Origin of the sequence: Bradyrhizobium sp. 2TAF24, assembly GCF_052115025.1 — a bacterium.
In the GTDB taxonomy this organism is placed as follows: domain Bacteria; phylum Pseudomonadota; class Alphaproteobacteria; order Rhizobiales; family Xanthobacteraceae; genus Bradyrhizobium_A.
This window is the reverse complement of the sequence record NZ_JBFRFW010000036.1, coordinates 14,347-37,058: the sequence shown is the minus strand read 5'-3', so window position 1 is coordinate 37,058 and position 22,712 is coordinate 14,347. Positions and strand designations below refer to the sequence as shown.

At 67.8% G+C, this 22,712-nt stretch carries 22 protein-coding genes; 5 read left to right on the top strand and 17 right to left on the bottom strand.

Features of this window, described 5'->3' with window-relative positions:
• From AB4Z37_RS31855 to AB4Z37_RS31835, 5 genes are all read right to left on the bottom strand, one after another.
• On the bottom strand, positions 1–612 hold a 612-nt coding region (locus tag AB4Z37_RS31855; RefSeq protein ID WP_441520679.1), incomplete at its 3' end, for a carboxyl transferase domain-containing protein.
• Between the two features lie 132 nt (positions 613–744).
• Entirely contained in the window at positions 745–1,716 is a 972-nt protein-coding gene (locus AB4Z37_RS31850; RefSeq protein ID WP_441520678.1) for a hypothetical protein, read from the bottom strand.
• Between the two features lie 87 nt (positions 1,717–1,803).
• Positions 1,804–2,190 (bottom strand): nuclear transport factor 2 family protein, encoded by a 387-nt coding sequence (locus AB4Z37_RS31845; protein ID WP_441520677.1) that lies wholly within the window; start codon positions 2,188–2,190, stop codon positions 1,804–1,806.
• 114 nt (positions 2,191–2,304) lie between these two features.
• Positions 2,305–3,195: an RNA polymerase sigma factor gene (locus AB4Z37_RS31840; RefSeq protein WP_441520676.1), complete on the bottom strand. Its 891-nt coding sequence runs from the start codon at positions 3,193–3,195 to the stop codon at positions 2,305–2,307.
• Positions 3,196–3,211: 16 nt separating this feature from the next.
• Positions 3,212–3,658 (bottom strand): hypothetical protein, encoded by a 447-nt coding sequence (locus AB4Z37_RS31835; RefSeq protein WP_441520675.1) that lies wholly within the window; start codon positions 3,656–3,658, stop codon positions 3,212–3,214.
• A 33-nt stretch (positions 3,659–3,691) separates the two neighbouring features.
• Between AB4Z37_RS31835 and AB4Z37_RS31830 the strand changes: the two genes are divergently transcribed.
• Positions 3,692–5,122, top strand: a complete 1,431-nt coding sequence (locus tag AB4Z37_RS31830) for an MFS transporter (RefSeq protein ID WP_441520674.1) — start codon at positions 3,692–3,694, stop codon at positions 5,120–5,122.
• Positions 5,123–5,131: 9 nt separating this feature from the next.
• Here the strand turns inward: AB4Z37_RS31830 and AB4Z37_RS31825 are convergent, their stop codons facing one another.
• The 6 genes from AB4Z37_RS31825 to AB4Z37_RS31800 all read right to left on the bottom strand — a co-directional run bounded on the left by AB4Z37_RS31825 (position 5,132) and on the right by AB4Z37_RS31800 (position 10,708).
• Positions 5,132–5,977: a penicillin-binding transpeptidase domain-containing protein gene (locus tag AB4Z37_RS31825; RefSeq protein WP_441520673.1), complete on the bottom strand. Its 846-nt coding sequence runs from the start codon at positions 5,975–5,977 to the stop codon at positions 5,132–5,134.
• An 87-nt stretch (positions 5,978–6,064) separates the two neighbouring features.
• Positions 6,065–6,331, bottom strand: coding sequence for an EscU/YscU/HrcU family type III secretion system export apparatus switch protein (locus AB4Z37_RS31820; RefSeq protein WP_441520672.1), 267 nt, complete (start codon positions 6,329–6,331; stop codon positions 6,065–6,067).
• Entirely contained in the window at positions 6,328–7,962 is a 1,635-nt protein-coding gene (gene fliK / locus AB4Z37_RS31815; RefSeq protein ID WP_441520671.1) for a flagellar hook-length control protein FliK, read from the bottom strand. The genes AB4Z37_RS31820 and fliK overlap by 4 nt, the downstream gene beginning before the upstream one ends.
• A 113-nt stretch (positions 7,963–8,075) precedes the next feature.
• Positions 8,076–8,840 (bottom strand): ATP12 family chaperone protein, encoded by a 765-nt coding sequence (locus tag AB4Z37_RS31810; protein WP_441520670.1) that lies wholly within the window; start codon positions 8,838–8,840, stop codon positions 8,076–8,078.
• A 31-nt stretch (positions 8,841–8,871) separates the two neighbouring features.
• Positions 8,872–9,186: a hypothetical protein gene (locus AB4Z37_RS31805; protein WP_441520669.1), complete on the bottom strand. Its 315-nt coding sequence runs from the start codon at positions 9,184–9,186 to the stop codon at positions 8,872–8,874.
• 37 nt (positions 9,187–9,223) lie between these two features.
• Positions 9,224–10,708, bottom strand: a complete 1,485-nt coding sequence (locus tag AB4Z37_RS31800) for an RluA family pseudouridine synthase (protein WP_441520668.1) — start codon at positions 10,706–10,708, stop codon at positions 9,224–9,226.
• Between the two features lie 197 nt (positions 10,709–10,905).
• Between AB4Z37_RS31800 and AB4Z37_RS31795 the strand changes: the two genes are divergently transcribed.
• A complete protein-coding gene (locus AB4Z37_RS31795) occupies positions 10,906–11,859 on the top strand; it encodes an alpha/beta hydrolase (RefSeq protein WP_441520667.1) in 954 nt (317 codons plus the stop codon).
• 69 nt (positions 11,860–11,928) lie between these two features.
• Here the strand turns inward: AB4Z37_RS31795 and AB4Z37_RS31790 are convergent, their stop codons facing one another.
• The 3 genes from AB4Z37_RS31790 to AB4Z37_RS31780 all read right to left on the bottom strand — a co-directional run bounded on the left by AB4Z37_RS31790 (position 11,929) and on the right by AB4Z37_RS31780 (position 15,265).
• Positions 11,929–12,393: a hypothetical protein gene (locus tag AB4Z37_RS31790; protein WP_441520666.1), complete on the bottom strand. Its 465-nt coding sequence runs from the start codon at positions 12,391–12,393 to the stop codon at positions 11,929–11,931.
• A 128-nt stretch (positions 12,394–12,521) separates the two neighbouring features.
• A complete protein-coding gene (locus AB4Z37_RS31785) occupies positions 12,522–13,850 on the bottom strand; it encodes a replication-associated recombination protein A (protein ID WP_441520665.1) in 1,329 nt (442 codons plus the stop codon).
• Positions 13,847–15,265 (bottom strand): DegQ family serine endoprotease, encoded by a 1,419-nt coding sequence (locus AB4Z37_RS31780; protein WP_441520664.1) that lies wholly within the window; start codon positions 15,263–15,265, stop codon positions 13,847–13,849. Before AB4Z37_RS31780 ends, AB4Z37_RS31785 begins: the two co-directional genes overlap by 4 nt.
• A 977-nt stretch (positions 15,266–16,242) precedes the next feature.
• Between AB4Z37_RS31780 and AB4Z37_RS31775 the strand changes: the two genes are divergently transcribed.
• Both AB4Z37_RS31775 and AB4Z37_RS31770 read left to right on the top strand, forming a co-directional pair.
• Complete coding sequence (locus AB4Z37_RS31775) at positions 16,243–17,745, top strand: porin (RefSeq protein WP_441520663.1); 1,503 nt, start codon at positions 16,243–16,245, stop codon at positions 17,743–17,745.
• 309 nt (positions 17,746–18,054) lie between these two features.
• A complete protein-coding gene (locus tag AB4Z37_RS31770) occupies positions 18,055–19,575 on the top strand; it encodes a porin (RefSeq protein WP_441520662.1) in 1,521 nt (506 codons plus the stop codon).
• A gap of 136 nt (positions 19,576–19,711) precedes the next feature.
• On the opposite strand, the gene AB4Z37_RS31765 is transcribed toward AB4Z37_RS31770, so the two are convergent.
• Entirely contained in the window at positions 19,712–20,056 is a 345-nt protein-coding gene (locus AB4Z37_RS31765) for a winged helix-turn-helix transcriptional regulator (RefSeq protein WP_441520661.1), read from the bottom strand.
• 129 nt (positions 20,057–20,185) lie between these two features.
• On the opposite strand from AB4Z37_RS31765, the gene AB4Z37_RS31760 reads away from it, so the two are divergent.
• Positions 20,186–21,199, top strand: a complete 1,014-nt coding sequence (locus AB4Z37_RS31760; RefSeq protein ID WP_441520660.1) for a zinc-binding alcohol dehydrogenase family protein — start codon at positions 20,186–20,188, stop codon at positions 21,197–21,199.
• A gap of 33 nt (positions 21,200–21,232) precedes the next feature.
• Here AB4Z37_RS31760 and AB4Z37_RS31755 read toward each other — a convergent pair whose 3' ends face one another.
• Positions 21,233–22,027, bottom strand: a complete 795-nt coding sequence (locus AB4Z37_RS31755) for an SDR family NAD(P)-dependent oxidoreductase (protein ID WP_441520659.1) — start codon at positions 22,025–22,027, stop codon at positions 21,233–21,235.
• A 175-nt stretch (positions 22,028–22,202) separates the two neighbouring features.
• Positions 22,203–22,619, bottom strand: coding sequence for a 50S ribosomal protein L17 (gene rplQ / locus AB4Z37_RS31750; protein ID WP_441520658.1), 417 nt, complete (start codon positions 22,617–22,619; stop codon positions 22,203–22,205).
• Positions 22,620–22,712: the final 93 nt, after the last annotated feature.

Genomic DNA, 22,712 nt, shown 5'->3' with positions numbered 1-22,712 from the left:
CTCGTTGGTCACGGTCTTCACGACGTCGGGGCCGGTGACGAACATGTAGCTGGTGTTCTTGACCATGAAGATGAAGTCGGTCATCGCCGGCGAATAGACGTCGCCGCCGGCGCACGGCCCCATGATGACGCTGATCTGCGGGATGACGCCGGAGGCCTGGACGTTGCGGCGGAACACGTAGGAATAGCCCGCGAGCGCCGCAACGCCCTCCTGGATGCGCGCGCCACCGGCGTCATAGAGGCCGATGATCGGCGCCCGCGCCTTCAGCGCCATGTCCTGCAGCTTGGTGATCTTGAGCGCATGGGTCTCCGACAGCGAGCCGCCGAACACCGTAAAGTCCTTGGCGAACACGAAGGTCTTGCGGCCATTGACGGTGCCCCAGCCGGTGACGACGCCGTCGCCGGGGATCCTGCTCTTCTCCATGCCGAACTCGACCGAGCGGTGCTCGACGAACATGTCGAACTCCTCGAACGAGCCCTTGTCGAGCAACAGCTCGATACGCTCGCGCGCCGTCAGCTTGCCGCGGCCATGCTGCGCCTCGATGCGCTTCTCCCCGCCCCCGAGCTTGGCGCCGGCGCGGCGGGCCTCGAGCTTCTCGACGATGTCCTTCATGGGTCTCCTCCGCGGCTCAAAGCGGCTTTGCCCCGCCCCGGCCGGATCAATCCTTCGAGACGGTCTAGCACGCGGCCGGCGGTGAGGAAAACTGTCCGGCGGCCGGCGCACCCGGGCCCGGCCACGGCGGCATCAGGCGGGGACGGCCGGCGCAGCTTTGCGGTTGAAGCTCCACAGGCCGAGGGCAAAGGCGAGCAGCAGCACGCCGGCGCCGAGCACGGTCCCCGGGCTGGCGCCGAGCTTCTCGAACCACTGGGTGTAGAAATGAATCGCAGCGAACACCGCGACCACGTTGACCATCCAGCGACGGTCGGTCTTCACCGCCCACACCCCGGCAGCCAGCAGCGCCACCGCCCAGCCGATGCTGAATACCAGCGGCGACACATATTCGCTGCGCGCGGTATAGTCGTGCAGGATCGAGGGATCGCCGTGCAGCAGCGCGCGCACGCGCAGCAGCCGGTCGCCCCACAGCGAGCCGACCCAGAATCCGAAATTGACCATCAGCACCGCGGTGCGCGCCGCGATCAGCCCCAACCGCTCATAGGCCGCCGTTACCCGCAGCGAGACGAGGTAGCCGGCCAGTGCGATCACCGCGAACACCACGATGGTCAGCGTCGGCTCCTCGACGGAGAGCGAGTACATGGCATGGCGATAGTCGGTGCTGCTGCCGAGACAGCCGCCGACCACCAGCACGGATGCGGCGATCAAGAGGCCCGAGCGTGCCACCACCGCGGCCACCGCAAGCAGCAATGCGATCAGCAGCATCACCCGCAACGAGCCCTCATCGAGCATGGCAAGGCCGCCGCAAAATCCCAGCGCGCCGAGCACGAGGCAGATCTGCGCCAGCAGCTCCCAGGCCTTGGCGCCCGACATGATGAGGCCAAGGCCAAGACCGAACATCACCACGCCAAGCGCGAGCGCGGTGTAGGCCGATGGCAGCAGCGCGCCGGCCCCGGCGGCCACCGCCACCACGCCGAACCCGACCAGGATGTTGATGCCGAGCGAGACCGTGTCGCGCGCCGCGAGGCCGCGCAGCCGCTCAGCCTCCGCCGCGGTGAGCTTGCCGCTCTGGACGAGGTCGGTGAGATCGAGGGTGACTTTCATGGCGGCCCTTTTGGACGGAGTGACGTCCGTATGGGTAGCCGATCAGCCGCCACCGGTTCAATCGCCTGGGATCGCAGCGGCGAACGGCTACTTGTCCCGCGGCGGCCGGCTGGTGACGAAATAGCTGTCCTTGCTCACCACCTGGCCGTCCCGCAGGGTGATCAGGTCGACCAGCTCCATGGTCACCGGCGCGCCGTCCGGCGTGGTCGCGGTGATGATGGATTCGGCGACGAAGTGGTCGTCGCTGCCGTGCAGCGACACCGGCTCGAACTTCAGCCCGGGCAGACCCGAAAAGTCCTTGCCGAACTGCTCGGCCACCGCGTCCTTGCCGCGAAAGATCCGAGCGCTGCCGTGCCGCCGATAGCTGGTGTCGTCGGCATGCATGGCCATGATCGCGGGAATGTCGTGCGCATTCCATGCGGCCATGTAACGGATGGCGATCTCCCTGTAGGACGGCTTGGCGGCAGCGGTCATGAACGGTCTCTCCCGATCTGTTCTTGTCCTTGGTGCCGCATTCAACCCTGCCGACAAGGCGGCTGTCCAGCGCGGCCGACGCAGGGCCTTCGCGCTCGGGCCGCATGCACGGTCTCAGTCCCTGGCCAACGCGACCTCCGTCATCACATAGCGCGCATAGCGGAAATCGCGGATGTGACGGATGTGGTCCCCCTCCCAGTCCAGCAGGATGAAATAGAGCGGCGCGCCATCAACCTGCCGTGGATCGACCACCAGGATCGCGAGCCGGCCATCGACATGGCCGACGCCGAGATGCCAGTCGGCGATCTGCCCATAGTTGCCGAAATAGCGCCCGACCAGGTCGCGGCCCTCGAGGCGGTTCTTGCCGAGCAGGTCGAGGCGGACGTCGTCGGCGAGCAGGTCGCGCAGCAGGTCGAACTCGCGCGCGTTGAAGCGGGCGACATAGGCCGCGAGGCGGTCGCGCTCCCGCATGTCGAGCCGGGGCGGCGGTGGCCCCTCCGGCACCTGCGCCAGCGCGCGCAAGCGCACGCGCCCCTTGTGCAGCGCCGCCTTGACCGCGAGCACCGTCAGGCCCGTGGCCTCCGCGATCTCCTGCAGCGAATGTCCGAGAACATCCATCAGAATGACACTGCTGCGCTGTGCCGGCGGCAGGTGCATGAAGGTGCGCAGGCTGGTCGCCGCGATGTCGGGTGCGACGTCGAGGCTGCCGGGATCGGCGACATCGTCGGGATCCCCGTCGGCCTGCAGGGCGCCCTGCCGGCCGCGCCGCCGCAGGTAGTCGAGCGCAGTGTTGTGGATGATGCGGAACACCCAGCCCTCGACATTGACGATGGCGCCGGCGCGCGGCAGCGCCTCGATCGCCTTGAGCAGGCCATCCTGCACCACGTCCTCGCCGTCGATCGCCGAGCCGGTCATGCGCGCGGTGTAGCGATGCAGCTTCGGCCGCAGCGCACCAATCGCTTGCACCAGTGTGGTGCGGCCACCGTCCGCGCCGGACAGGCTCATGGCTGGTGTCCGGACATCATGGGGTCCGCCCTTCGCCGATCATCCGGTAGTTGCCGACGATCACGGCATCGGAAAATTGCGGCGCCTCGAGACAGCGCTCGCGGATGGTGCCGGTGAACACCTTGAACGTCTCCAGATCCGGCAGCGGACTGCGCTCGCCCTCGCTCTCCACGACATGGAGGAAGGTGTCGTCGGCGAGCCGCAGCACAGCATAACGCAGGCCGTTCGGCGAGCGCGCGCCAAGCTCCAGAAACACATTTTCGATCAGGCGCTGGTTCTCGGCGGCCATTTCGGGCCTGGTCCGGTAGCGCACCACGGTTCGTTTCATGGAGGTCTCTCCCCTGAGCCTTGGGAACCGGCCGGCGGCCGGTCCCGTCGTCTGAAGACGCTGCAGCCCGCCCAAAGGATTCCACGCCCGGCGAATTTTTTCCGGCATCCTTTGTACCCCGCGGATCGTCTTCACCGGTGCAGCCCTCCCACCTCCAGGACGCCGCCGATGACCACCACCGCCCCACGAACCACTCCGCCCACCCCCACGCCGACCACCCAGCGCTGGGTGCTGGCGCTGACCTCGACCGCCTCGTTCATGGTCGCGCTCGACGCACTGGTGCTGACCACCGCGCTCGCCACCATCCGGAGCGAGTTCCACGCCAGCATCGCCACGCTCGAATGGACCGCCAACGCCTACAATATCAGCTTCGCGGTGCTGCTGCTGACCGGCGCCGCCCTCGGCGACCGGTTCGGCCGGCGCCGCATGTTCGTCCTCGGCCTCGCGCTGTTCGTCGCCGCGTCCGTTGCCTGCGGTTTCGCCGCGGATGTCGGAATGCTGATCGCGGCCCGCGCCGTCCAGGGCATCGGGGCCGCACTGGTGATGCCACTGGCGATGGCGCTGCTCGGCGCGGCGTTCCCGCCCGACCAGCGCGGGCGGGTGCTCGGCCTGTTCGGCGGCATCACCGGGCTCGCCCTGATCGCCGGGCCGCTCGCGGGCGGTGCGATCGTCGCCGGCCTCGCCTGGCCGTGGGTGTTCTGGATCAACCTGCCAGTCGGTCTCGTGGTCATCGTGCTGGTGCTGCGCACCTGCCCGGAAAGCTTCGGGCCCGTGGCGCCGCTCGACCTCGGCGGCCTTGCGCTCGCAGCAGTTGCCGCGCTGGCGCTGGTCTGGGCACTGGTGCGCGGCAACCATGTCGGCTGGACCAGCACCGAGGTCGTTGCCGCGCTCGGCGTCACCCTCGCCCTTGGCCTCGTGTTCCTCGCCTGGGAGGCGCGCACCGCCGCGCCGATGGTGCCGCTGCGGCTGTTCCGCAGCCGCACCTTCTCGGCCGGCATCGCCGCGAGCTTCCTGTTCTATGGCGCGATGTACAGCGTGGTGTTCTTCCTGCCCCAGTTCCTGCAATCGGCGCAGGGTTTTGGCGCGTTCGCGACGGGGCTTTGCCTGTTGCCCTGGACCGCGACGCTGTTCGTGTTCGCGCCGCTCGGCGGCCGCCTCGTCAACCAGCTCGGCGAACGGGCGCTGGTGGCCGGTGGCACGCTGCTGCAGGCGATCGGCTTTGCCGTCGTAGGGCTGAGCACATCACCGGATCTCGCCCTGCCCGCGCTGGCGCTGCCGCTGGTGATCGCCGGTGCCGGCGTCTCGCTGGCGATGCCGGCGGCACAGGCCGCCGTGCTCGGCGCCGTCGCGCCGGCCGAACTCGGCAAGGCATCGGGCATCTTCAACACGGCGCGGTTTTTCGGCGGCGTGTGCGGCATCGCTCTCGGGGTCGCCGTGTTCGCGCTTGGCGGCGACGCGACCTCGCCCGCGCATTTCAGCCGCGGCTTTGCGCTCGCGATCGGAGCCGCCGCCGCCCTGTCGCTGCTCGCCGCCATGGTCGCATTGGCGCTGCCCGGCCGGCGCGTGGCAGACACCGCCGTCGCACGCGCGCAAGCCTGAAACGGAGCGCTACAGCGCGCCGATCTCCGTGAGGCAGGCCTGCGCGAGCTTCATGCGCGCGGCATTGTGGTGCTCCTCGCGGATGTCGAGATTGAGGGCGAACACCGTCGGACGATCGCCCTTGTCCACCCAGCCGACCAGCCAGCCGACGCTGGAGCGCGCGCCACCGCCTTCGGTCTTGTCGTCGACCCCGATCAGGCCGGTCTTGGAGCGGATCACCGCATCGCCGACCTTGACCTCGGGCAGGATAGCGCGCGTCAGCTGCTGCGCCCGCTTCGACACCGGCAAGGCATCACGGCGCAGCCGGTCGACGAAATCGACCTGCTGCACCGGATCGATGCGCAGGCTGCCGGTGAGCCAGAAGCGGTCGATGCCGCCGCCGATGTCGCGGTTGCCGTAATCGAAGGCATCGATGTACTTCTGCATCCGCTCGGCGCCGATCCGGCGGGCAATCTCCTGATAGACCGGCACGGCCGAGGCCGCCATCGCCGAGCGCAGGGTATGGTCCTTGTTCCATTCGGGAATGAAGCGGGTGACGCCGTCCCACGGGAATACATCCTTGTCGGGGTCTGCCACGACGCCGCTGTCGAGCGCGATGACCGAATGCGGAATCTTGAAGGTCGAGGCCGGCAGCAGCGGCTCCCCCGAGCGGCCTGCGTCGCTCGCGATCACGGTGTAGTCCTCGACCTTGTAGGCGACGAAGGTCCCTTCCGTGCCATTGTCGGCGAAATGCCGGGCAAGGCTGCCCTGGATGATGTTCTTCATCGGCGCCACGGTGGCGCGGGCCCGTGTGCGCAGGCCGGTGGCGGCCAGACATGCAAGCGGCAGGGCAAAGGCTTGGCGGCGACTGATCAAGGCAAAATCCGAAGGCGGTTGTCGGGGTCGCCGTCAGTACATCCGATTTCGTGTTGAAAAAATGACGGAGCGCGGAACACACCCCGGCTATCTGCCGCGCTTCGACAGCCGCAGCACGAAGATCAGCACCTCCGCCACCGCCTTGTAGAGTTCGACCGGGATCTCGTCGCCGATCTCGACATTGGACAGGGCCCCGGCCAGCACCTCGTTCTCCTGGATCGGGATGTTGTTGGCCTTGGCGACCTCGACGATCTTCTGGCCGATCGCCCCCTTGCCCTTGGCGACGACCCGCGGCGCACCGGTCTTGTCATAGTGCAGCGCGACCGCCAGTGAACGGGTCGGTGCGTCGCTCATGTGGCACGGTCCAGGAAATGTCCGGCGCGCGCCGGCGTGGCCGGTGGTGGCGGCGCGCCATTGCCGATCACGATATCGCCGGGCTCGAGCTCGGCCTGCCGCAGCGCCTGGCCGAGCTGGCCAGCCGTCTCGCGCAGCCGCGCCGCAGTCTCCGGGCGTTCGGCCCACATCCGCACCGAGGTGGTGTCGCCGCTGAGCGTGACCATGGCGTGCACCGGACCGGCCGGCTCGACATCGAGCGAGAAGCGCGCGCGCCAGATCCGGCTCGCCACCGGCGCGGCCTTGCCGCCACCGCCATCGCGCGCGATCTCGAACTGGGCCACCGCGGTGCCCTGGGGCGTGGCGAACGGAATCTCGAACTGCCAGCGCGGCTGGCCGAGATCCACCCGCCCGGCATCGGCGCGATCCGGCAGGGAAGCGATCTGCAGCAGGGTCTGGCGGGCGATCGCCCCGTCCGCGTCGTCGACCAGGCGGCGCACCGCCTCGGCCGGCGTCGCATCGCCTCCGATGGAGGGCTGGGCCACCGCCTGCGCGCTCGGCGCGCCGCCGCGCAGCGGCGGCGGTGGCAGGCTGCTGTGGGCGGTCGCCTGATCATCCACCGGCAGCAGACGCTGCGCCTGCACCTGCGCTGGATCGGTGACGGGCTTGCCGCCGACCATGCGTCGCAACACATCGGCCACGCCGGCCGGAACCGCGCCGTTCGCCTCCTGCAGCAGGTTCAGCGCCGCCGTCACCGCCGCCGCCCGCGCCGCGGCGCTCTGCAGCGGAGCACCGGGCGGCAGGATCTGGCCGCCGTTGAACTCCTCCGCCAGCGGCAGCAGCGCCTTGGGCAGATAGGCTTCCTCCACATCGATATCCGGCACCAGCGACGCCGTGGCGTCAGGGGTGGTCCCGACCGACAGGCGGGCCGCGGCGCCGCCCTGCGGCACGGCCGCGGCAGCGCTGCCCTGCGGCGCAGCCTGATCAAGCCAGTTCCCCAGCGTTTCGCGGAACACGATCAGCGCAGCCTTGAGGTCCGGCAGGCCCTGGCTCGCCTGCGACGCCGTCCCGGACGCGAGGTTGGCTTCCAGGAACAGGCCGGAATTCTGGAAAGCGGATTTGAGATCGTTGCCGCTGAGGCCACCATCGAGCACGGGGCGCATGGCGAGCAACTGCCGGGCCGCCTGCTGCAGCGGGTCCGGCAGGCCGGCGGAGGCCGCAGCGGTGTTGGCGAACAGCGGCGACAGCCCCGCTTGCCGCGCCGCGGCGTTCTGCGCCGCCGCCGTGACGGCCAATTCCTCGACCGGCGTGAGCACCGCTGCCGCAGCGGAGGCCGGCCGAGGCGTCGCGATGGCCGACACGTCGGTCACCGCAGCCGATGCCGCCGTCGCGGCCGGATCGGCCGATGGCACGATCGCAAGGCGCAGCCCGTCCGTGGTCTGCGAGACCGCAAGCTGCAGGGCCGCCCCCGCCTGCAGCGGCACTTCGCTGAACACATCGATGGCGAGGCTTGCGATCGCGATGCGCACGCGGCTGTCGTCGAGCACCTTGAGCACGCGCGCATCGACCACCGATCCCGGCTGCAGCACGACATCCGGCGCCGCCTCCTGGGCGGCAACGACAGGAAAGACCTGAGTGATCGAAATCGGCATGCGCGCCTCGTTTCGCGGTCACGTTAGGCACACGCCGTTAATCTGTCGTTAAGACTACCCGCGATGCCCCCGCTCGCAGCAACGAGGCCGCCGGCTCCAACCGCGGAACCGGTTCAGGCCAGCACCAGCGCGGCGGCCCTGAAATCGATCTGGCGCGCGGCGCGGCGGCTGATGACCTCTTCGTCCGCGCCCCACTGGGCGATGTTCCAGTCCTCGTCGACATGGGCCGCGGTCCACACCGCTTCCGCATCGAGCCGGCCACGCAGCAGCGCCAGCGCCAGCAGCGCCGAGCCGGTCAGCGTCGTCACGACATGCAGCGCGCCGAGCCGCCAGGCATCCTGCGGCAGCGCCGCCCGCGCTGCGGCGAGCGCCGCGTCCGGCTGGCGCACATGCATGATGCCCTCGGCGAGGATGAAATGCGCGCCGAGCTCCTCGGCGGCCCAGAACAGCACCGGATCCCAGTGCTCGGCCTGCCGCGCCACCAGCGCCTGCGGATGGTCGGCGCGATAGAACAGCGCGTCGGTGCCGAAGTACTTGGCGATATCGTCAGCGACCTCAGCGGCGCGCGGCGCAACGCCGTCGATCACACTGTTGGCGAGCCGCGTCAGCGGCATCGACGAGGGATCGATGACATCCTGCTGCGCGTCCCACTCAGCTGCGATCGCCGCGGCGATCACCTGCGACGGCGCGACCAGCGGCTGCTTGGCGGGCGTGCGGATCGTGCGGCCGTCCAGCACCACCGCATGGCCCCCATCCGCCGCCACGACGCCGGCGGAGGTATAAAAGCGCTTGCGCAGTTGCGGGCGCGACGACTGCCGCGCCGCCTCATTGGGATCGAGCGGCGATTGTCCCGCGACCTCGTCGAACAGTTCCCGCATCAGGTCCTCACAACGCGCATCGAGCGCGGTCCTATTGATTGGCGCAGCCGCGTGAATACGCGGCGCGCTCGTTGGGGCCAAGCCCCGCCGCTGCGCCCTGATCGAGACACGGCGCCACGCGATCGCTGAACGAGCCGCGCGACTGCAGGTTGGCCTTCGGCGGCGGCAGCGGCGCATTCATCTTCGGCACCACCGGCACCTCGATTTTCGGCGGCGGAGGTGACGGCGGCGGCGGCATGATCATGGACGGCGGCGTCGGACCGAGGCCGAGCGACGACTGTGCGGACGCACCCTGCGCACCGATGGCGGTGGCGGCAACCAGCAGAACTGCAATTGCAAATCGCATGCTCAGCATATCGGGACGGCGCGGCCTGCGCGCAAGCTCATTCCTCCGGCGCCTCTTCGATCGGATCGAAGCGATCGGTTTCCAGCCCCAGCAGGTTCCACGACTGCTGCATGTGCGGCGGCAGCGGCGCGGTGGCATCGATGAAGCCGCCGCGCGGATGCGGAATGACGATCCGGCGCGCCAAGAGATGCAGGCGGTTCTGCAGGCCGCCCGGCAGCTGCCAGTTCTCCTTGTTGAAATATTTGGGGTCGCCGACGATGGCGTGATCGATGTGCGCCATATGGGCGCGCAACTGATGGGTGCGGCCGGTCACCGGCTTGAGCGACACCCAGGCGAGCTTCTGCGCCGAGGTCTCGACCACCGCGTAATACGTCACCGCATGGCTCGCGCCGTCGTCGCCATGCTCGGCGATCCGCATCACGGAATCGTCCTCGCGCTCTTCCTTGGCGAGGAAGGTCGAGATGCGGCCCTGCTTGGGCTTGGGCACGCCGGCGACCAGCGCCCAGTAGATCTTGCGCGCCGAGCGCGAGCGGAACGCGCCGGTCAGCGCCGACGCCGCAAAGCGCGTCTTGGCGATCAGCAGGCAGCCCGACGTCTCCTTGTCGAGGCGGTGCACGAGGCGCGGCCGCTGGCCCTTGGCGTCGCGCATCACCTCCAGCATCTGGTCGACATGGCGCGTGGTGCCCGAGCCGCCCTGCACGGCAAGGCCCGCCGGCTTGTTCAGCACCAGCACGTCGGCATCCTCGTAGAGCGTCATCGCCTTGAGCGCGTCGAGCGTCTTTTGCTGCGCTTCCGACAGTTCGCTCGGCCCGCCCTTCGGCGCGTCGAGCCGCAGCGGCGGAATGCGCACGCTCATGCCTTCCTCGAGGCGGTCCTTGCTGTCGGCGCGCCGGCCGTTCACCCGCAGCTCGCCTTTGCGCACGATGCGCTGGATGTGGGAGAACGACAGGCCGGGAAAACGCGCCTCGAGAAAGCGATCGACCCGCATGCCGTTCTCGTCGGCGGTGACGGTCACCGTCTGCACCTTGGTCGGCAGCGGCGGCGGTGCGGCCTCCGGCGCGCGTTCGTCAAAATCCCGTGGCGGCCTCTCGGCACGAGGCGGCTTGCCGCCCGCAGCCGGCCGCGACGCGGTGCGCGGGCGCTCGTGGAAGCTGTCCGACCCGCGCGACCCCTCGCCGTCGCGCGAACCGCCATCGCGCGCGGGTCCGCTGCGCTTGGCGCCGTTGGATCTGAAGCCCTCAGATCTGAAGCCGTCGGATTTGAAGCCGTCGGATTTCGAACCGCCGAACCTCGCGCCTGCGGGCTTGGCGCCAGCCGGCCTGGCGGCGGCGCGCTCATCGTCATGCGCACGGCCGCGGGCTGCGGCCCGGCCGCCGCGCGCGTCGGCGCCCTTGCCCGTACCCTTGCCGATGCCTTTGCCCGGCCCCTTGCCGGCGCCCTTGGCCGCCGGCCGCTCCATGCGGCCACGGCCCGCGGCGGATCCCGATGACTTCTGCAGCGGCCTCTTGACCCGACGGCTCATGATCTCTGCTCTGGTGATGGGCGACAGGCGCGGTGGTCTTGCGATTTTGACCGTGTCCGCACAATTTCTTTGCCCTAGCGCAAAAGCAGCGCAGCGTCACGGTCAAATCGTTGCAAATGAACGATTTTCCATTGCATTGTCGGGCATTCCAACAACACCCGGAGCCATCCGGGGCCTTATCAGGGAAACGCCGACCGATGCCCGCCTCGCCCTTGCTCGCTCCCCTCGCCCGCCTTGCCGCCGCCACGCTGCTGCTGACCGGCGCCGCCGCGGCACAGGGCGTGCCGCCCGACATCGCCACGCAGCTCAAGGAGATGGGCCGCGTCATCGACCCACCCAAGGTCGGCGCCATCTATGGACGGCTGCAGCAGCAGGAGCCGTTCCCCGGCATCCGGATCGAACGCGACATCAAGTACGGCTCCGCCGAGCGCCATCGCCTCGACGTGTTCACGCCGGAGACGGTGGGCGGCGGCCCACGCCCGGTGCTGATTTTCGTGCATGGCGGCGGCTTCGTCGCCGGCGACAAGCACACGCCGGGCACGCCGTTCAACGACAATGTCGCGGCCTGGGCGGCCAAGAACGGCTTCATCGGCGTCAACCTCACCTATCGCCTCGCGCCGCAGGCGCCGTGGCCGGCGGGTGCCGAGGACGTCTGCGCCGCGGTGCGCTGGGTCGGCGACAATATCGGCAGCCGCGGCGGCGACGGTGCACGCGTCTACCTGATGGGACATTCGGCCGGCGCGGTGCATGTGGCAAGCTATGTGTCACATCCCGAGTTCCATGGCCCGAAGGGCGTTGGTCTCGCCGGAGCCATCCTGGTGTCGGGCCTCTATGACCTCACGGCGCTTTCCTTCAGCAAGTTCGAACTCGCCTATTTCGGCGACGACGCCGCGACCTATGCGCAACGCTCCTCCCTTGCCGGCCTCGTCGGCGGCAAGCTGCCGCTGCTGGTGATGATGGCCGAACTCGATCCGCCGCCGTTCGAGCAGCAGTACAAGCTGCTGACCGAGCAGCTGTGCAAGAGCGAGCGCGGCTGCGCCCGCACCGCCGTCCTCGCCGACCACAGCCATATCTCGGAGGTGTATGCCATCAACACCTCCGATATCAGCCTGACCAGCCAGATCGTGGCATTCACGGCATCGGGAAAATAGACACGACACTCCACGGCACCAAGGCCGGCCCCACGCCGGTCCTTGGCCCTGAACCATCACGGCCCGCGATCAGCGCACCGTTTCGGGCGCGCGCCACCACCGCCGAGCAGCCGTCCGCGCGGGCGGTGCGGCGATCTCCTGTGCATCATGCATGTGATCGTCGCGGACGATCGGCGTCGCCGGCATCTGCAGCACGGTCGCACCCTGGCCCTCGAGCAGCCGCGTCAGCAGCACCACCTGGCCGTTGGGAAATTCCAGCGCGTCGTGGTGGGTGCTCGGCCTGTCCATATCGATCTGCCGGAAGCGCGCGACGCGATAGGGAATCCTGCGTCGGCGCCACAGCAGCAGGCGCGGCTCGATTTCAACGTCGCGTTCGAACGCAAGCTCCGTGCCCGGACGCAGGCAGACCGCTGTGGCCGGGTCCATCGCGTCGCCGAAGCCACGCGTGACCGATCCGGAAAACGATTTGGAGATCAGCTTGTCGCCGGCCTTGGCCGGACGCGACGCCACATGGTGCAGGCTATAGTCGCACATCGGACGCTCCATCGTCAGAGTTCGCCCCCCAAAGCCTGAGAAGCGAAAGTCTGACACCGGAGCATGGCGGGTTTATGTTGCAGCCTGCGTCCCGTGCGACGCAGGATTGCGATCCCCTTCGGCGGGCGTCAGCCGCGCTGGGCGCGCAGCCTCGCCCAGTACTCCAGCCGCTTGCGCACCTCGCGCTCGAAGCCGCGCTCCGGCGGATCGTAGAAGGTCTGGCGTCCCAGCTCTTCCGGAAAATAATCCTGCCCGGAAAAGCCCTCAGGCGTGTCGTGATCGTACTGGTAGCCGCCGCCGTAGCCTTCCGACTTCATCAGCTTGGTCGGTGCGTTGAGGATGTGCCTCGGCGGCAGCAGCGAGCCGGCCTCCTTGGCGGTGCGCATCGCAGCCTTGTAGGCGGTGTAGGCGGCGTTCGACTTCGGCGCGGTGGCGACGTAGATCACCGCCTGGGCGATCGCCAGTTCCCCTTCCGGGCTGCCGAGAAAATCGTAGGCATCCTTCGCCGCGTTGGCGACCACGAGGGCCTGCGGGTCGGCAAGGCCGACATCCTCGATCGCCATCCGCACCACGCGGCGCGCAAGAAACAAGGGGTCCTCGCCGGCATCGAACATGCGCGCGAGATAGTACAGCGCCGCGTCGGGGTCGGAGCCGCGCACCGACTTGTGCAGCGCCGAGATCAGGTTGTAGTGGCCATCCGCCGACTTGTCGTAGATCGGTGCGCGCCGCTGCAGGATGTCCTGCAACTGCGCGGCGTCGAAGATCTCGTCGGCCCGCGCCGAGCGCCACACCTCCTCGACGAGGGTCAGTGCGGCGCGGCCATCGCCATCGGCCATGCGCACCAGCGCGGCGCGGGCCTCCGCATCGAGCGGCAGCCGCCGGCCCTCGACCTCTTCGGCGCGTGCGAACAGCCGCTCGACCGCGGCCGGATCGAGCGAGCGGAACACGAGCACGCGCGCGCGCGACAGAAGAGCGGCGTTGAGCTCAAACGACGGGTTCTCCGTGGTGGCGCCGACCAGCACCACGGTGCCGTCCTCCATGACCGGCAGGAAGGAATCCTGCTGCGCCCGGTTGAAGCGATGGACCTCGTCGACGAACAACAGCGTGCCCGTTCCCATCTCGCGACGGGCGCGCGCGGCATCGAACACCTTCTTGAGATCGGCGACGCCGGAAAACACTGCCGAGATCTGCTCGAAATGCAGCGCGGTGGCGTCGGCAAGCAGCCGCGCCACCGTGGTCTTGCCGGTGCCCGGCGGTCCCCAGAACACCAGCGAGCCAAGGGTGCGCGTCTCCAGCATGCGCGTCAGCGCGCCGTCGGGACCGAGAATGTGCTCCTGGCCGACGACATCCGACAACACATGCGGCCGCAGCCGCTCCGGCAGCGGACGCGGCGCGTCCTGCTCGAGGCCGGCGGCGGCGAACAGCGACGGCGTGGATTGCGGCCGCTTCACGCTCAACCGCCGAGCACGACCGACAGCTGCTGGCCGCCGCGCTGCAGCGTGATGCGCCACAACCGGCTGCCCTCCTTGGTCACGCGCTCGAGGTCGGCGGTGCGGCTGATCTTCTGGCCATTGACCTGGGTGATGATGTCGCCCTTCTGGAAGCCGACATTGGCGGCGAGCGCGTCATCCGAAAAGCTGATGATGATCACACCCTCGGCACTGCCGTCGAGATGCAGCTCGTCGGCGAGCGCCGGCGAGATGTTGGCGACGGTCGCGCCCTGGAATGGCGAGCGCGACTTCAGCACGATCTCGTCGCGGCCGCTGTCCGGCGCGGTCTCCAGCGGCACCGTCAGCTTGACCTGCTTGCCCGCGCGCTGCACCTCGATCGCGGCCGTACCGCCAAGCGTGCGGGTGGCGAAGCGGTAATCGAAGGCGTTGGGATCGTCGATCGCCTGGCCTTCGATCGACAGGATCAGGTCCGACAGCTTCAGGCCGGCACGCGCCGCGGGACTGCCGGACACGACGCTCGCCACCAGCGCGCCGGTCGGCCGCGGCAGCCCCAACGTCTCGGCGATCTCCGGCGTCACCGCCTGCAGCCGCGCGCCGAGCCACGGCCGCTTCACCGCGTTGCCACCGCTCTTGGCGGACGCCACCACCACGCGCACCATGTTGGCGGGAATGGCAAAGCCGATGCCCTGCGAGCCGCCGGAGCGCGAGAAGATCGCGGTATTGATGCCGGCGAGCCGGCCGTTCATGTCGACCAGCGCGCCGCCCGAATTGCCGGGATTGATCGCGGCGTCGGTCTGGATGAAGAACTGATAGTCGGTGATGCCGACCTGGGTGCGCGCCAGCGCCGAGACGATGCCATGGGTCACGGTCTGGCCGACGCCGAACGGATTGCCGATTGCCAGCACCACGTCGCCGACCAGCAGCTCATCGGAGTTCGCGAATTCGAGCGTCGGGAAGCGCTCGCGGGCATCCTTGATCCGGAGCACGGCGAGATCGCTGCGGCTGTCCTTGAGCACGATCTCGGCCTCGAACTCGCGCTTGTCGGCGAGCGATACCTTCACCTGGTCGGCGCCTTCGATGACGTGGTTGTTGGTGACGACGAGACCGCCGGCGTCGACGATCACACCCGAGCCGAGCGAGCGCTGCATCTGCTCGGGCTGCTGGCCCGGCACGCCGAAGAAACGGCGAAAGATCGGATCGTCGAGCAGCGGATTGCGGTTCTGGATCACCTTCGCCGCGTAGACATTGACGACCGCCGGCTGCACGCGCTGGACGATCGGCGCGTAGGACAGCCGCAGCTGGCTCGCCGAACTCGGAACCACGCGGTCCTGCGCACGGGCGGGCGTGGTCGGCGCTAGCGCCCCCGCCAGCACCAGGGTCGAGAAAGCCAGAGGCGCGAAGAGCTGTGAAAGGCGCGTCATCAATCCGTCCTGCAAAAAGCGTGGTTCGTGGAATTTTTTACTCGTTCCAGAGAGCACATGTTCCGGAGAGCACGTGTTCCGGAGAGCACATGGCGATGCGGCTCCCGCACCCCGGGTCGGCGGGGCACGGAGCTGCGGTCTCGGCCGGCCGGCCACCTTGCGGCGGCTTGGCCCGCTCCGTGAGATCGGCCGCGAAGCAGTGCTGCCGCGCAGGATAGCCCAAAAAAACTGTCATATAAATGGCTTAGCGGCGCGGCCCAGCAGGCTCGCCCGCGCGGTTTTGCAGCCGCACCGGACGGCCTCTCCCGCTCGAGCAGGGGTGGACGCCGGATCATCCGGCCAGACCGGCCTGTCGCGTCCTTCCGCGCGCGACGGACACAGCCCCAAATCCGCGGGCATCGCCGCGACCACATGACAATTCGATGACGGCAAACGATTCGTGCGGCGGTGACGCTGAGCCTGGACGCGCCTGCTTGCGGTGCAATCGCGGAGCGCGCATGCGATGCATTTTTCAATCAACACCGCTGGCATGCGATGCAGCTCACGATCGTATTATCGCAGGCGAATATGACAGTCGTTTCATCGCTCCCCTGAGACATGTTGACCGCAGCGCACGTATGTCCAGCGCAGTGCAGATCGTTTGTGCAGCAGCATCAAGACGCTGCATCAATGGCCTTGTTTTCCAGAGGCAAACGCATGTCAGCCATGCCGCGCGACAACCTTGTACAAAACTGTGTCCACGACGCCACAACGATCATCACAAAGGAATATAACTAAGTTCGCTAATTGAATTGACCTACCCGTTTCGATATGGACCCGATTGCGACGCAGGGGGGCACCCTTCGATGTCGTTTCGTCCAAACCTCTCGCCCTGCCGCGACAGGCGGCGCGAGAGTCGAACGACGGATTCGCGGGCGGATCAGAGAGCGCTGATGCGCATCACGACCGCCCATTCGACTGATCTGGAGGTTTCTAATATGACTACGATGAAGGGCCTTATTCTGGGCACCGCGGCGAGCCTCGTCGCGCTGACCGGTGCACAGGCCGCTGATCTGCCGCTCAAGGCTAAGGCGGTCGAGTACGTCAAGGTCTGCTCGCTGTACGGCGCAGGCTTCTACTACATCCCGGGTACCGACACCTGCATCCGCATCGGCGGTGCGCTGCGCGTCGGCACCTCGATCAACGGCGGCGTGTGGGGCGTGCCGTTCTACCAGGGCGGCGCCGGTGGCGCAGGCTCCTACAACCGCAACTACTTCACGACGCGTGAGCGCTTCACGCTGTTCCTCGACACCCGTACCCAGACCGAGTACGGCGTCGTGCGCACCTACGCCAACATGCTGTTCGACTTCTCGCAGGGCCGCGAGAGCATCGCCGGCGGCTACATCGAGAACGACTTCATCTTCATCCAGTTCGCCGGCTTCACCTTCGGTAAGGCGGTGTCGCAGTTCGACCCGCAGTGGACGCTGTCGAAGCCGCTGATCTCGACCAGCGGTTTCTTCTCGGGCACCAACGACGCCTCCGGCATCCCGCAGCTCGCCTACACCGCCGAGTTCGGCAACGGCGTGTCGGCCACGCTGTCGCTCGAAGACGCCCAGCCCTACCGTTCGGCCGGCGTCGTCAACACCTCGCTGACCGGATCGAACGCGCTGCTCGGCCCGTTCGGCAGCACCGCCTCGGCCTACGGCGTCACCTCGAACAACTTCCAGGGCAACGCCCAGGGCGGCGATCATGTGCCGGACGTCGTCGCGAACATCCGCCTCGACCAGGCCTGGGGCTCGCTGCATGTCGGCGCCGCGGCGCACGAAGTGCACGGCACCTACTACAACCCGACCGACAGCGACAGCGGCCACCCGAACTCGACCTGGGGCTACGCTGTCATCGGCGCGTTTGAGCTGAAGAACCTGCCGACCGGCGTGGGCGACAGCTTGAAGGTGCAGGCCACCTTCGCCAACGGCGCTGCCAAGTACGTGTTCGGCGGCACCTTTGACTCGGCCGGCGGCGGTCGTCTCGCCAGGATCGGCGATGGCGGCATGGCGTTCGGCTACGTGCTCGACGGCGTCTACGGCACCGGCGGCTCGATCCAGAAGAGCGACGCGTGGGAAGTCAGCGGCTTCTATGAGCACTATTGGAACCCGGCCTGGCGCACCTCGGTGTTCGGTTCGTACAGCCGCGTCTCCTACGGCTCGACCGGCGACGCCCTCCTGCTCGCTGCCGCCAATGGCGGCCGTCTGAGCACCGGTGTCACCAATGCCACCGGCAGCTTCGCCTTCGGCGTGATGCAGTTCGGCACCCGCACCGCGTGGGATCCGGTCAAGAACCTGACCGTTGCGGCGGAATTCGACTACACCCGCCTCGACCAGCACCTCAATGGCACGTTCACCAACACCAGCGCCTTCCAGGGCGTTGCGACTGGCAACACGTTCCAGCTCAAGGATCAGAGCATCTACTCGGGCCACGTTCAGGTCACGCGCAGCTTCTGATCTCAGAGTTCGTCAACAAGGAAGCCCGCTCCGGCGGACCATCTGTTGACCTCCAGGGACCTCCGGCGATGCCCCGCCGGAGGTCTTTCCTTTTGGGCGGGGCTTTGTGCCAATGGAATGGCGCACGTCATCGCATTGTCGCAACCGCGGCAGGTATCCCCTCACCGCGCCGCCCCAGGTGGGGCCAAAGTGCCACAGCTGACCTTTTTCAATTGACGCACCGCACCTGACAAACTGTCGCAGACCGCTTTGCTGTAACATCCATTGTCAGAGCAGGCTGATCCGCCTGCGATCAAACAGGGGCGTTACATGGGTCGTCACCACACCGGTCTCCTCAAAACCCTTGCGTTTGGAACTGCTGCCGGTCTGGCGACGCTGACCACAGCCCATGCGGCCGACCTTCCGGTCAAGGCCAAGGCGATCGAGTACGTCAAGATCTGCACGGCCTATGGCGCGGGCTTCTATTACATTCCGGGCACCGACACCTGCATCCGCATCGGCGGCGCGATTCGTGTCGGCACCACCTTCAACGGCAATCCCTGGGATGTGCCGTTCTTCCAGGGCGGCGCCGGCGGCGCGGGCTCGTACAACCGCAACTATTACGCCACGCGCGAGCGTGCCTACCTGAACGTCGACACCCGCACCGCGACCGAGTACGGCGTCGTCCGCACCTACGCCAGCCTGCTGTTCGACTTCTCGCAGGGCCGCGAGAGCATCGCCGGCGGCTACATCGAGAATGACTTCCTCTTCATCCAGTTCGCCGGCTTCACGTTCGGCAAGGCGGTGTCCGAATTCGATCCGCAGTGGGCGCTGTCGAAGCCGATCATCGGCACCACCACCGGCGCCCTGTCCGGCTCGCACAACGACACCGGCATTCCGCAGCTCGCCTACACCGCCGAGTTCGGCAACGGCGTGTCGGCGACGCTGTCGCTCGAAGACGCCCAGCCCTACCGCTCGGCCGGCGTCGTCAACACCTCGCTCGGCGGATCGAACGCGCTGCTCGGCCCGTTCGGCGGCGCCACCACCAGCTACGGCGCCGTCGCGAACACCTTCCAGGGCAACGCCCAGGGCGGCGACCATGTGCCGGACGTCGTGGCCAACCTGCGGCTCGACCAGGCCTGGGGCAGCCTGCATGTCGGCGCCGCGGCGCATGAGGTGCACGGCACCTACTACACCCCGACCGACAGCGACACCGGTCATCCGAGCGCGACCTGGGGCTATGCCGTCATTGGCGCCTTCGAGCTGAAGAACCTGCCGACCGGCACGGGCGACAGCCTGAAGGTTCAGGCGTCGTTCGCCAACGGCGCCGCCAAATACGTCTTCGGCGGCGCGTACGACTCCTCCGGCGCCGGCCGTTTCGCCAGGATCGGCGATGGCGGCATGGGCTTCGGCTATGTGCTCGACGGCGTCTACGGCAACGGCACCAGCATCCAGAAGAGCGATGCCTGGCAGGCGGCCGCGTTCTACGAGCACTACTGGAATCCGGCGTGGCGCACGTCGCTGTTCGGCTCGTACAGCCGCATTTCCTATGGCGCCACCGGCGACGCCCTGCTGCTGGCGGCGGCCAATGGCGGCCGCCTCAGCACCGGCGTGACCAACGCCACCGGGAGCTTCGCGCTGAGCCTTGCCGAAGTCGGCACGCGGACGGCCTGGACGCCGGTGAAGGACCTGACCTTCGCGGCCGAGTTCAGCTATGTGCGGATGATGCAGAACCTCAACGGCACTTTCACCACCACCAGCGCGTTCCAGGGCATCGCCGTCGGCAACACCTTCCAGCTCAAGAACCAGAACCTCTACCAGGGCGCCGTCGAGGTTCGCCGCAACTTCTGAGCCGCGACGCGCCAGCCGACGGATTGCGAACACATCTGACAAGCCCCCGGCGAGGTTCGCCGGGGGCTTTTTGATTGATGCTGTCGGGGCTGGCCGTAACCAGGCAGGCTTGAAACTGCCTGGCGCTGATTTGGCCTTACGCCGCAGCCGAGACCTGACGGGCGCGATAATCCTCGCCCCAGGCCTTGAGCACATCGATCACCGGCCGCAGCCGCACACCCATCTCCGACAGCGTGTATTCGACACGTGGCGGCACCTCCGGATAGACCTTGCGAATGATGAGCCCGTCGTCCTCGAGGGCGCGCAACTGCTTGGTCAGCATGCGCTGGGTGATGCGCGGCATCTTCCGCTTCAGCTCGCCGAACCGGCAGGTGCCATCCTGGAGATGAAAGAGGATGACCCCTTTCCACTTGCCATCGATCAGGTCGAGCGTGACCTCGACCGGGCAGCCCGGCCCACAGCCGAAATCCTTCCGCTTCATCGCGATTTTCCAATAGTATCCATTCGTGTACTATATCCCCATCCGTACCGTACTTGCAATTTTGGCCCTGCCGCGACACTTCTGAACCGCCGGCGACGAATAACCGTCGCCCAACCGGAGACCTGTCGGATGAAGGCCGTTGGATACACCCAATCCCTGCCGATCGATGCAGCGGACGCCCTGATCGATTTCGAAACCGCGATGCCGGAGCCGACCGGGCGCGACATCCGCGTCGCCGTGAAGGCCGTGTCGGTGAATCCGGTCGATACCAAGGTGCGCAAGCGCGCGGCGCCGCCGCCCGGCGAGACCAAGATCCTCGGCTTCGATGCCGCCGGCGTCGTCGATGCGACGGGCCCGGAGGTCACGCTGTTCAAGCCTGGCGATGAAGTGTTCTACGCCGGCTCGATCCAGCGCCAGGGCACCAACTCGGAGTATCACCTGGTCGATGAGCGCATCGTCGGGCGCAAACCAAAGTCACTGAGCTTCGCCCAGGCCGCGGCACTGCCGCTGACCTCGATCACCGCCTGGGAGCTGCTGTTCGACCGCCTCGAGGTGCAGCCGGGCAAGAGCATCGACCCGCGCACGCTGCTGATCGTCGGCGGTGCCGGCGGCGTCGGCTCGATCCTGATCCAGCTGGCACGGCGGCTGACCGGGCTCGCCGTGGTCGCGACCGCGTCACGACCGGAATCCAGCAAATGGTGCCACGAACTCGGCGCCCACGCGGTGGTCGATCACACCAGACCGCTGAAGGAGCAGATCGACAAGCTCAAGCTGCCGCCGGTGCGGCTGATCGCCAGCCTGACCAACACCGACCAGCATTTTCCAGCGCTCGTCGACATCCTCGCGCCGCAGGGCAAGATCGGCCTGATCGACGATCCGGCGACGCTCAACGCCACCCTGCTGAAGGGCAAGGCAGCTTCGCTGCACTGGGAATCGATGTTCACACGCTCCTCGTTCCACACCCCGGACATGATCGCACAGCACCGCCTGCTCAACGACGTCGGCAACCTCATCGACAACGGCGTGCTGCGCACAACGCTCGACAAGGTGCTCGGCAGGATCGACGCAGCGACGCTCAGGAAGGCGCATGCCGCCGTCGAGAGCGGCCGCTCCACCGGCAAGCTGGTACTGGAAGGCTGGTAGATCGTGCGGGCGCGGCGGCTCGGCCGCCGTGCCTCAGCCGATGCTGTCGATGATGCCGCCTTCCACCCGCAGCGCGGCGCCGTTGGTCGCCGACGCCTCGCGCGAGCAGACATAGACCGCCATGTTGGCGACCTCATCGACGCTGGTGAAGCGCTGCAGCAGCGACGTCGGACGATGCTCCCTGACGAACGACGCCGCGGCCTCGTCGACGCTCTGACCGCTCCCGGCCGCCATCGCGGCGAGGAACTCCTCGACGCCTTCGGAGCGGGTCGGCCCCGGCAGGATCGCATTGACCGTCACGGCGGTGCCGCTGGTGAGCTTGGCAAGGCCACGCGCAACCGCGAGCTGCGCCGTCTTGCTGGTGCCGTAGTGGATCATCTCGGCCGGAATGTTCAGCGCCGACTCCGACGACACAAAGACGACACGTCCCCAGTTGCGCGCCAGCATGCCCTTGAGATAGGCGCGTGACAGCCGCACGCCCGACAGCACATTGACCTCGAAGAAACGCCGCCAGTCGTCGTCGCTGATGGCGAAGAAATCCTTCGGCTCGAAGATGCCGGCATTGTTGACGAGGATGTCGGCCTGCGGCACTGCGGCCACCAGCGCGTCGCACCCTTCCGCCGTCGCGACATCAGCCGCGACGCCGCGGACATCGGCGCTGCCGGCGGCCTTCGCCACCGCAGCCGCTGCGGCTTCCACCCGCTCCTTGCCGCGGCCATTGACCACGACCGCAGCGCCAGCCGCCGCCAGGCCCCGTGCGATCGCCTGCCCGATGCCGCTGGTCGATCCGGTGACGATGGCGGTCTTGCCCGAAAGGTCGATTTTCATGCGTCTCTCCCTGTTTGGCTGCCCGATGATATCGGGAGCGGCGGCAGCCGGCGCAATCGTTCATGCTTCAACCGGCACAGCGCCTCACGCAAATCTGACGCGCAAAACAGGGCCGACGCACAAAAAAAGCGGCGCCGAAGCGCCGCTTTTCGCAAATCCAGTCGGATAAGGCCGCTTACGCCGCCTCGTCCGCAGCTTCCTGCACCGGACCGGAGTCCTTGCCCTTGGCCTCGACGTCGCGATCGACGAACTCGATCACGGCCATCGCGGCGTTGTCGCCGTAGCGGAAGCCGGCCTTGATGATGCGGGTGTAGCCGCCCTGACGATCCTTGTAGCGCGGCGCCAGCACGTCGAACAGCTTCTTGACCTGCTCGACATCACGGATCTCGCCGATCGCCTGGCGGCGCAGCGCAAGACCGCCGCGCTTGCCGAGGGTGATCAGCTTCTCGACGATCGGACGCAGTTCCTTGGCCTTCGGCAGCGTGGTGACGATCTGCTCGTGCTTGATCAGCGCAGCCGACATGTTGGCGAACATCGCACGACGATGCTCGGCGGTGCGGTTGAGCTTGCGGTGAACCTTGCCGTGACGCATTGGACTATTCCTTCTTCAATTTTGCCACGACGGTTCGTCGGACAAGTTCCTCAGGTGGGCTTCCTGCGTTCGCCCAGTGAATTCCGGGATCGC

Bases quoted from the DNA above. Each gene is read 5' to 3' on its own strand.
- AB4Z37_RS31850 (WP_441520678.1), bottom strand. From the start codon at position 1,716: ATGAAAGTCACCCTCGATCTCACCGACCTCGTCCAGAGCGGCAAGCTC.
- AB4Z37_RS31780 (WP_441520664.1), bottom strand. From the start codon at position 15,265: ATGACGCGCCTTTCACAGCTCTTCGCGCCTCTGGCTTTCTCGACCCTG.
- AB4Z37_RS31755 (WP_441520659.1), bottom strand. From the start codon at position 22,027: ATGAAAATCGACCTTTCGGGCAAGACCGCCATCGTCACCGGATCGACC.
- AB4Z37_RS31770 (WP_441520662.1), top strand. From the start codon at position 18,055: ATGGGTCGTCACCACACCGGTCTCCTCAAAACCCTTGCGTTTGGAACT.
- AB4Z37_RS31840 (WP_441520676.1), bottom strand. From the start codon at position 3,195: ATGAGCCTGTCCGGCGCGGACGGTGGCCGCACCACACTGGTGCAAGCG.
- AB4Z37_RS31810 (WP_441520670.1), bottom strand. From the start codon at position 8,840: ATGCGGGAACTGTTCGACGAGGTCGCGGGACAATCGCCGCTCGATCCC.
- AB4Z37_RS31845 (WP_441520677.1), bottom strand. From the start codon at position 2,190: ATGACCGCTGCCGCCAAGCCGTCCTACAGGGAGATCGCCATCCGTTAC.
- rplQ (WP_441520658.1), bottom strand. From the start codon at position 22,619: ATGCGTCACGGCAAGGTTCACCGCAAGCTCAACCGCACCGCCGAGCAT.
- AB4Z37_RS31800 (WP_441520668.1), bottom strand. From the start codon at position 10,708: ATGAGCCGTCGGGTCAAGAGGCCGCTGCAGAAGTCATCGGGATCCGCC.
- AB4Z37_RS31760 (WP_441520660.1), top strand. From the start codon at position 20,186: ATGAAGGCCGTTGGATACACCCAATCCCTGCCGATCGATGCAGCGGAC.
- AB4Z37_RS31765 (WP_441520661.1), bottom strand. From the start codon at position 20,056: ATGAAGCGGAAGGATTTCGGCTGTGGGCCGGGCTGCCCGGTCGAGGTC.
- AB4Z37_RS31820 (WP_441520672.1), bottom strand. From the start codon at position 6,331: ATGAGCGACGCACCGACCCGTTCACTGGCGGTCGCGCTGCACTATGAC.
- fliK (WP_441520671.1), bottom strand. From the start codon at position 7,962: ATGCCGATTTCGATCACTCAGGTCTTTCCTGTCGTTGCCGCCCAGGAG.
- AB4Z37_RS31830 (WP_441520674.1), top strand. From the start codon at position 3,692: ATGACCACCACCGCCCCACGAACCACTCCGCCCACCCCCACGCCGACC.
- AB4Z37_RS31795 (WP_441520667.1), top strand. From the start codon at position 10,906: ATGCCCGCCTCGCCCTTGCTCGCTCCCCTCGCCCGCCTTGCCGCCGCC.
- AB4Z37_RS31805 (WP_441520669.1), bottom strand. From the start codon at position 9,186: ATGCGATTTGCAATTGCAGTTCTGCTGGTTGCCGCCACCGCCATCGGT.
- AB4Z37_RS31790 (WP_441520666.1), bottom strand. From the start codon at position 12,393: ATGTGCGACTATAGCCTGCACCATGTGGCGTCGCGTCCGGCCAAGGCC.
- AB4Z37_RS31775 (WP_441520663.1), top strand. From the start codon at position 16,243: ATGACTACGATGAAGGGCCTTATTCTGGGCACCGCGGCGAGCCTCGTC.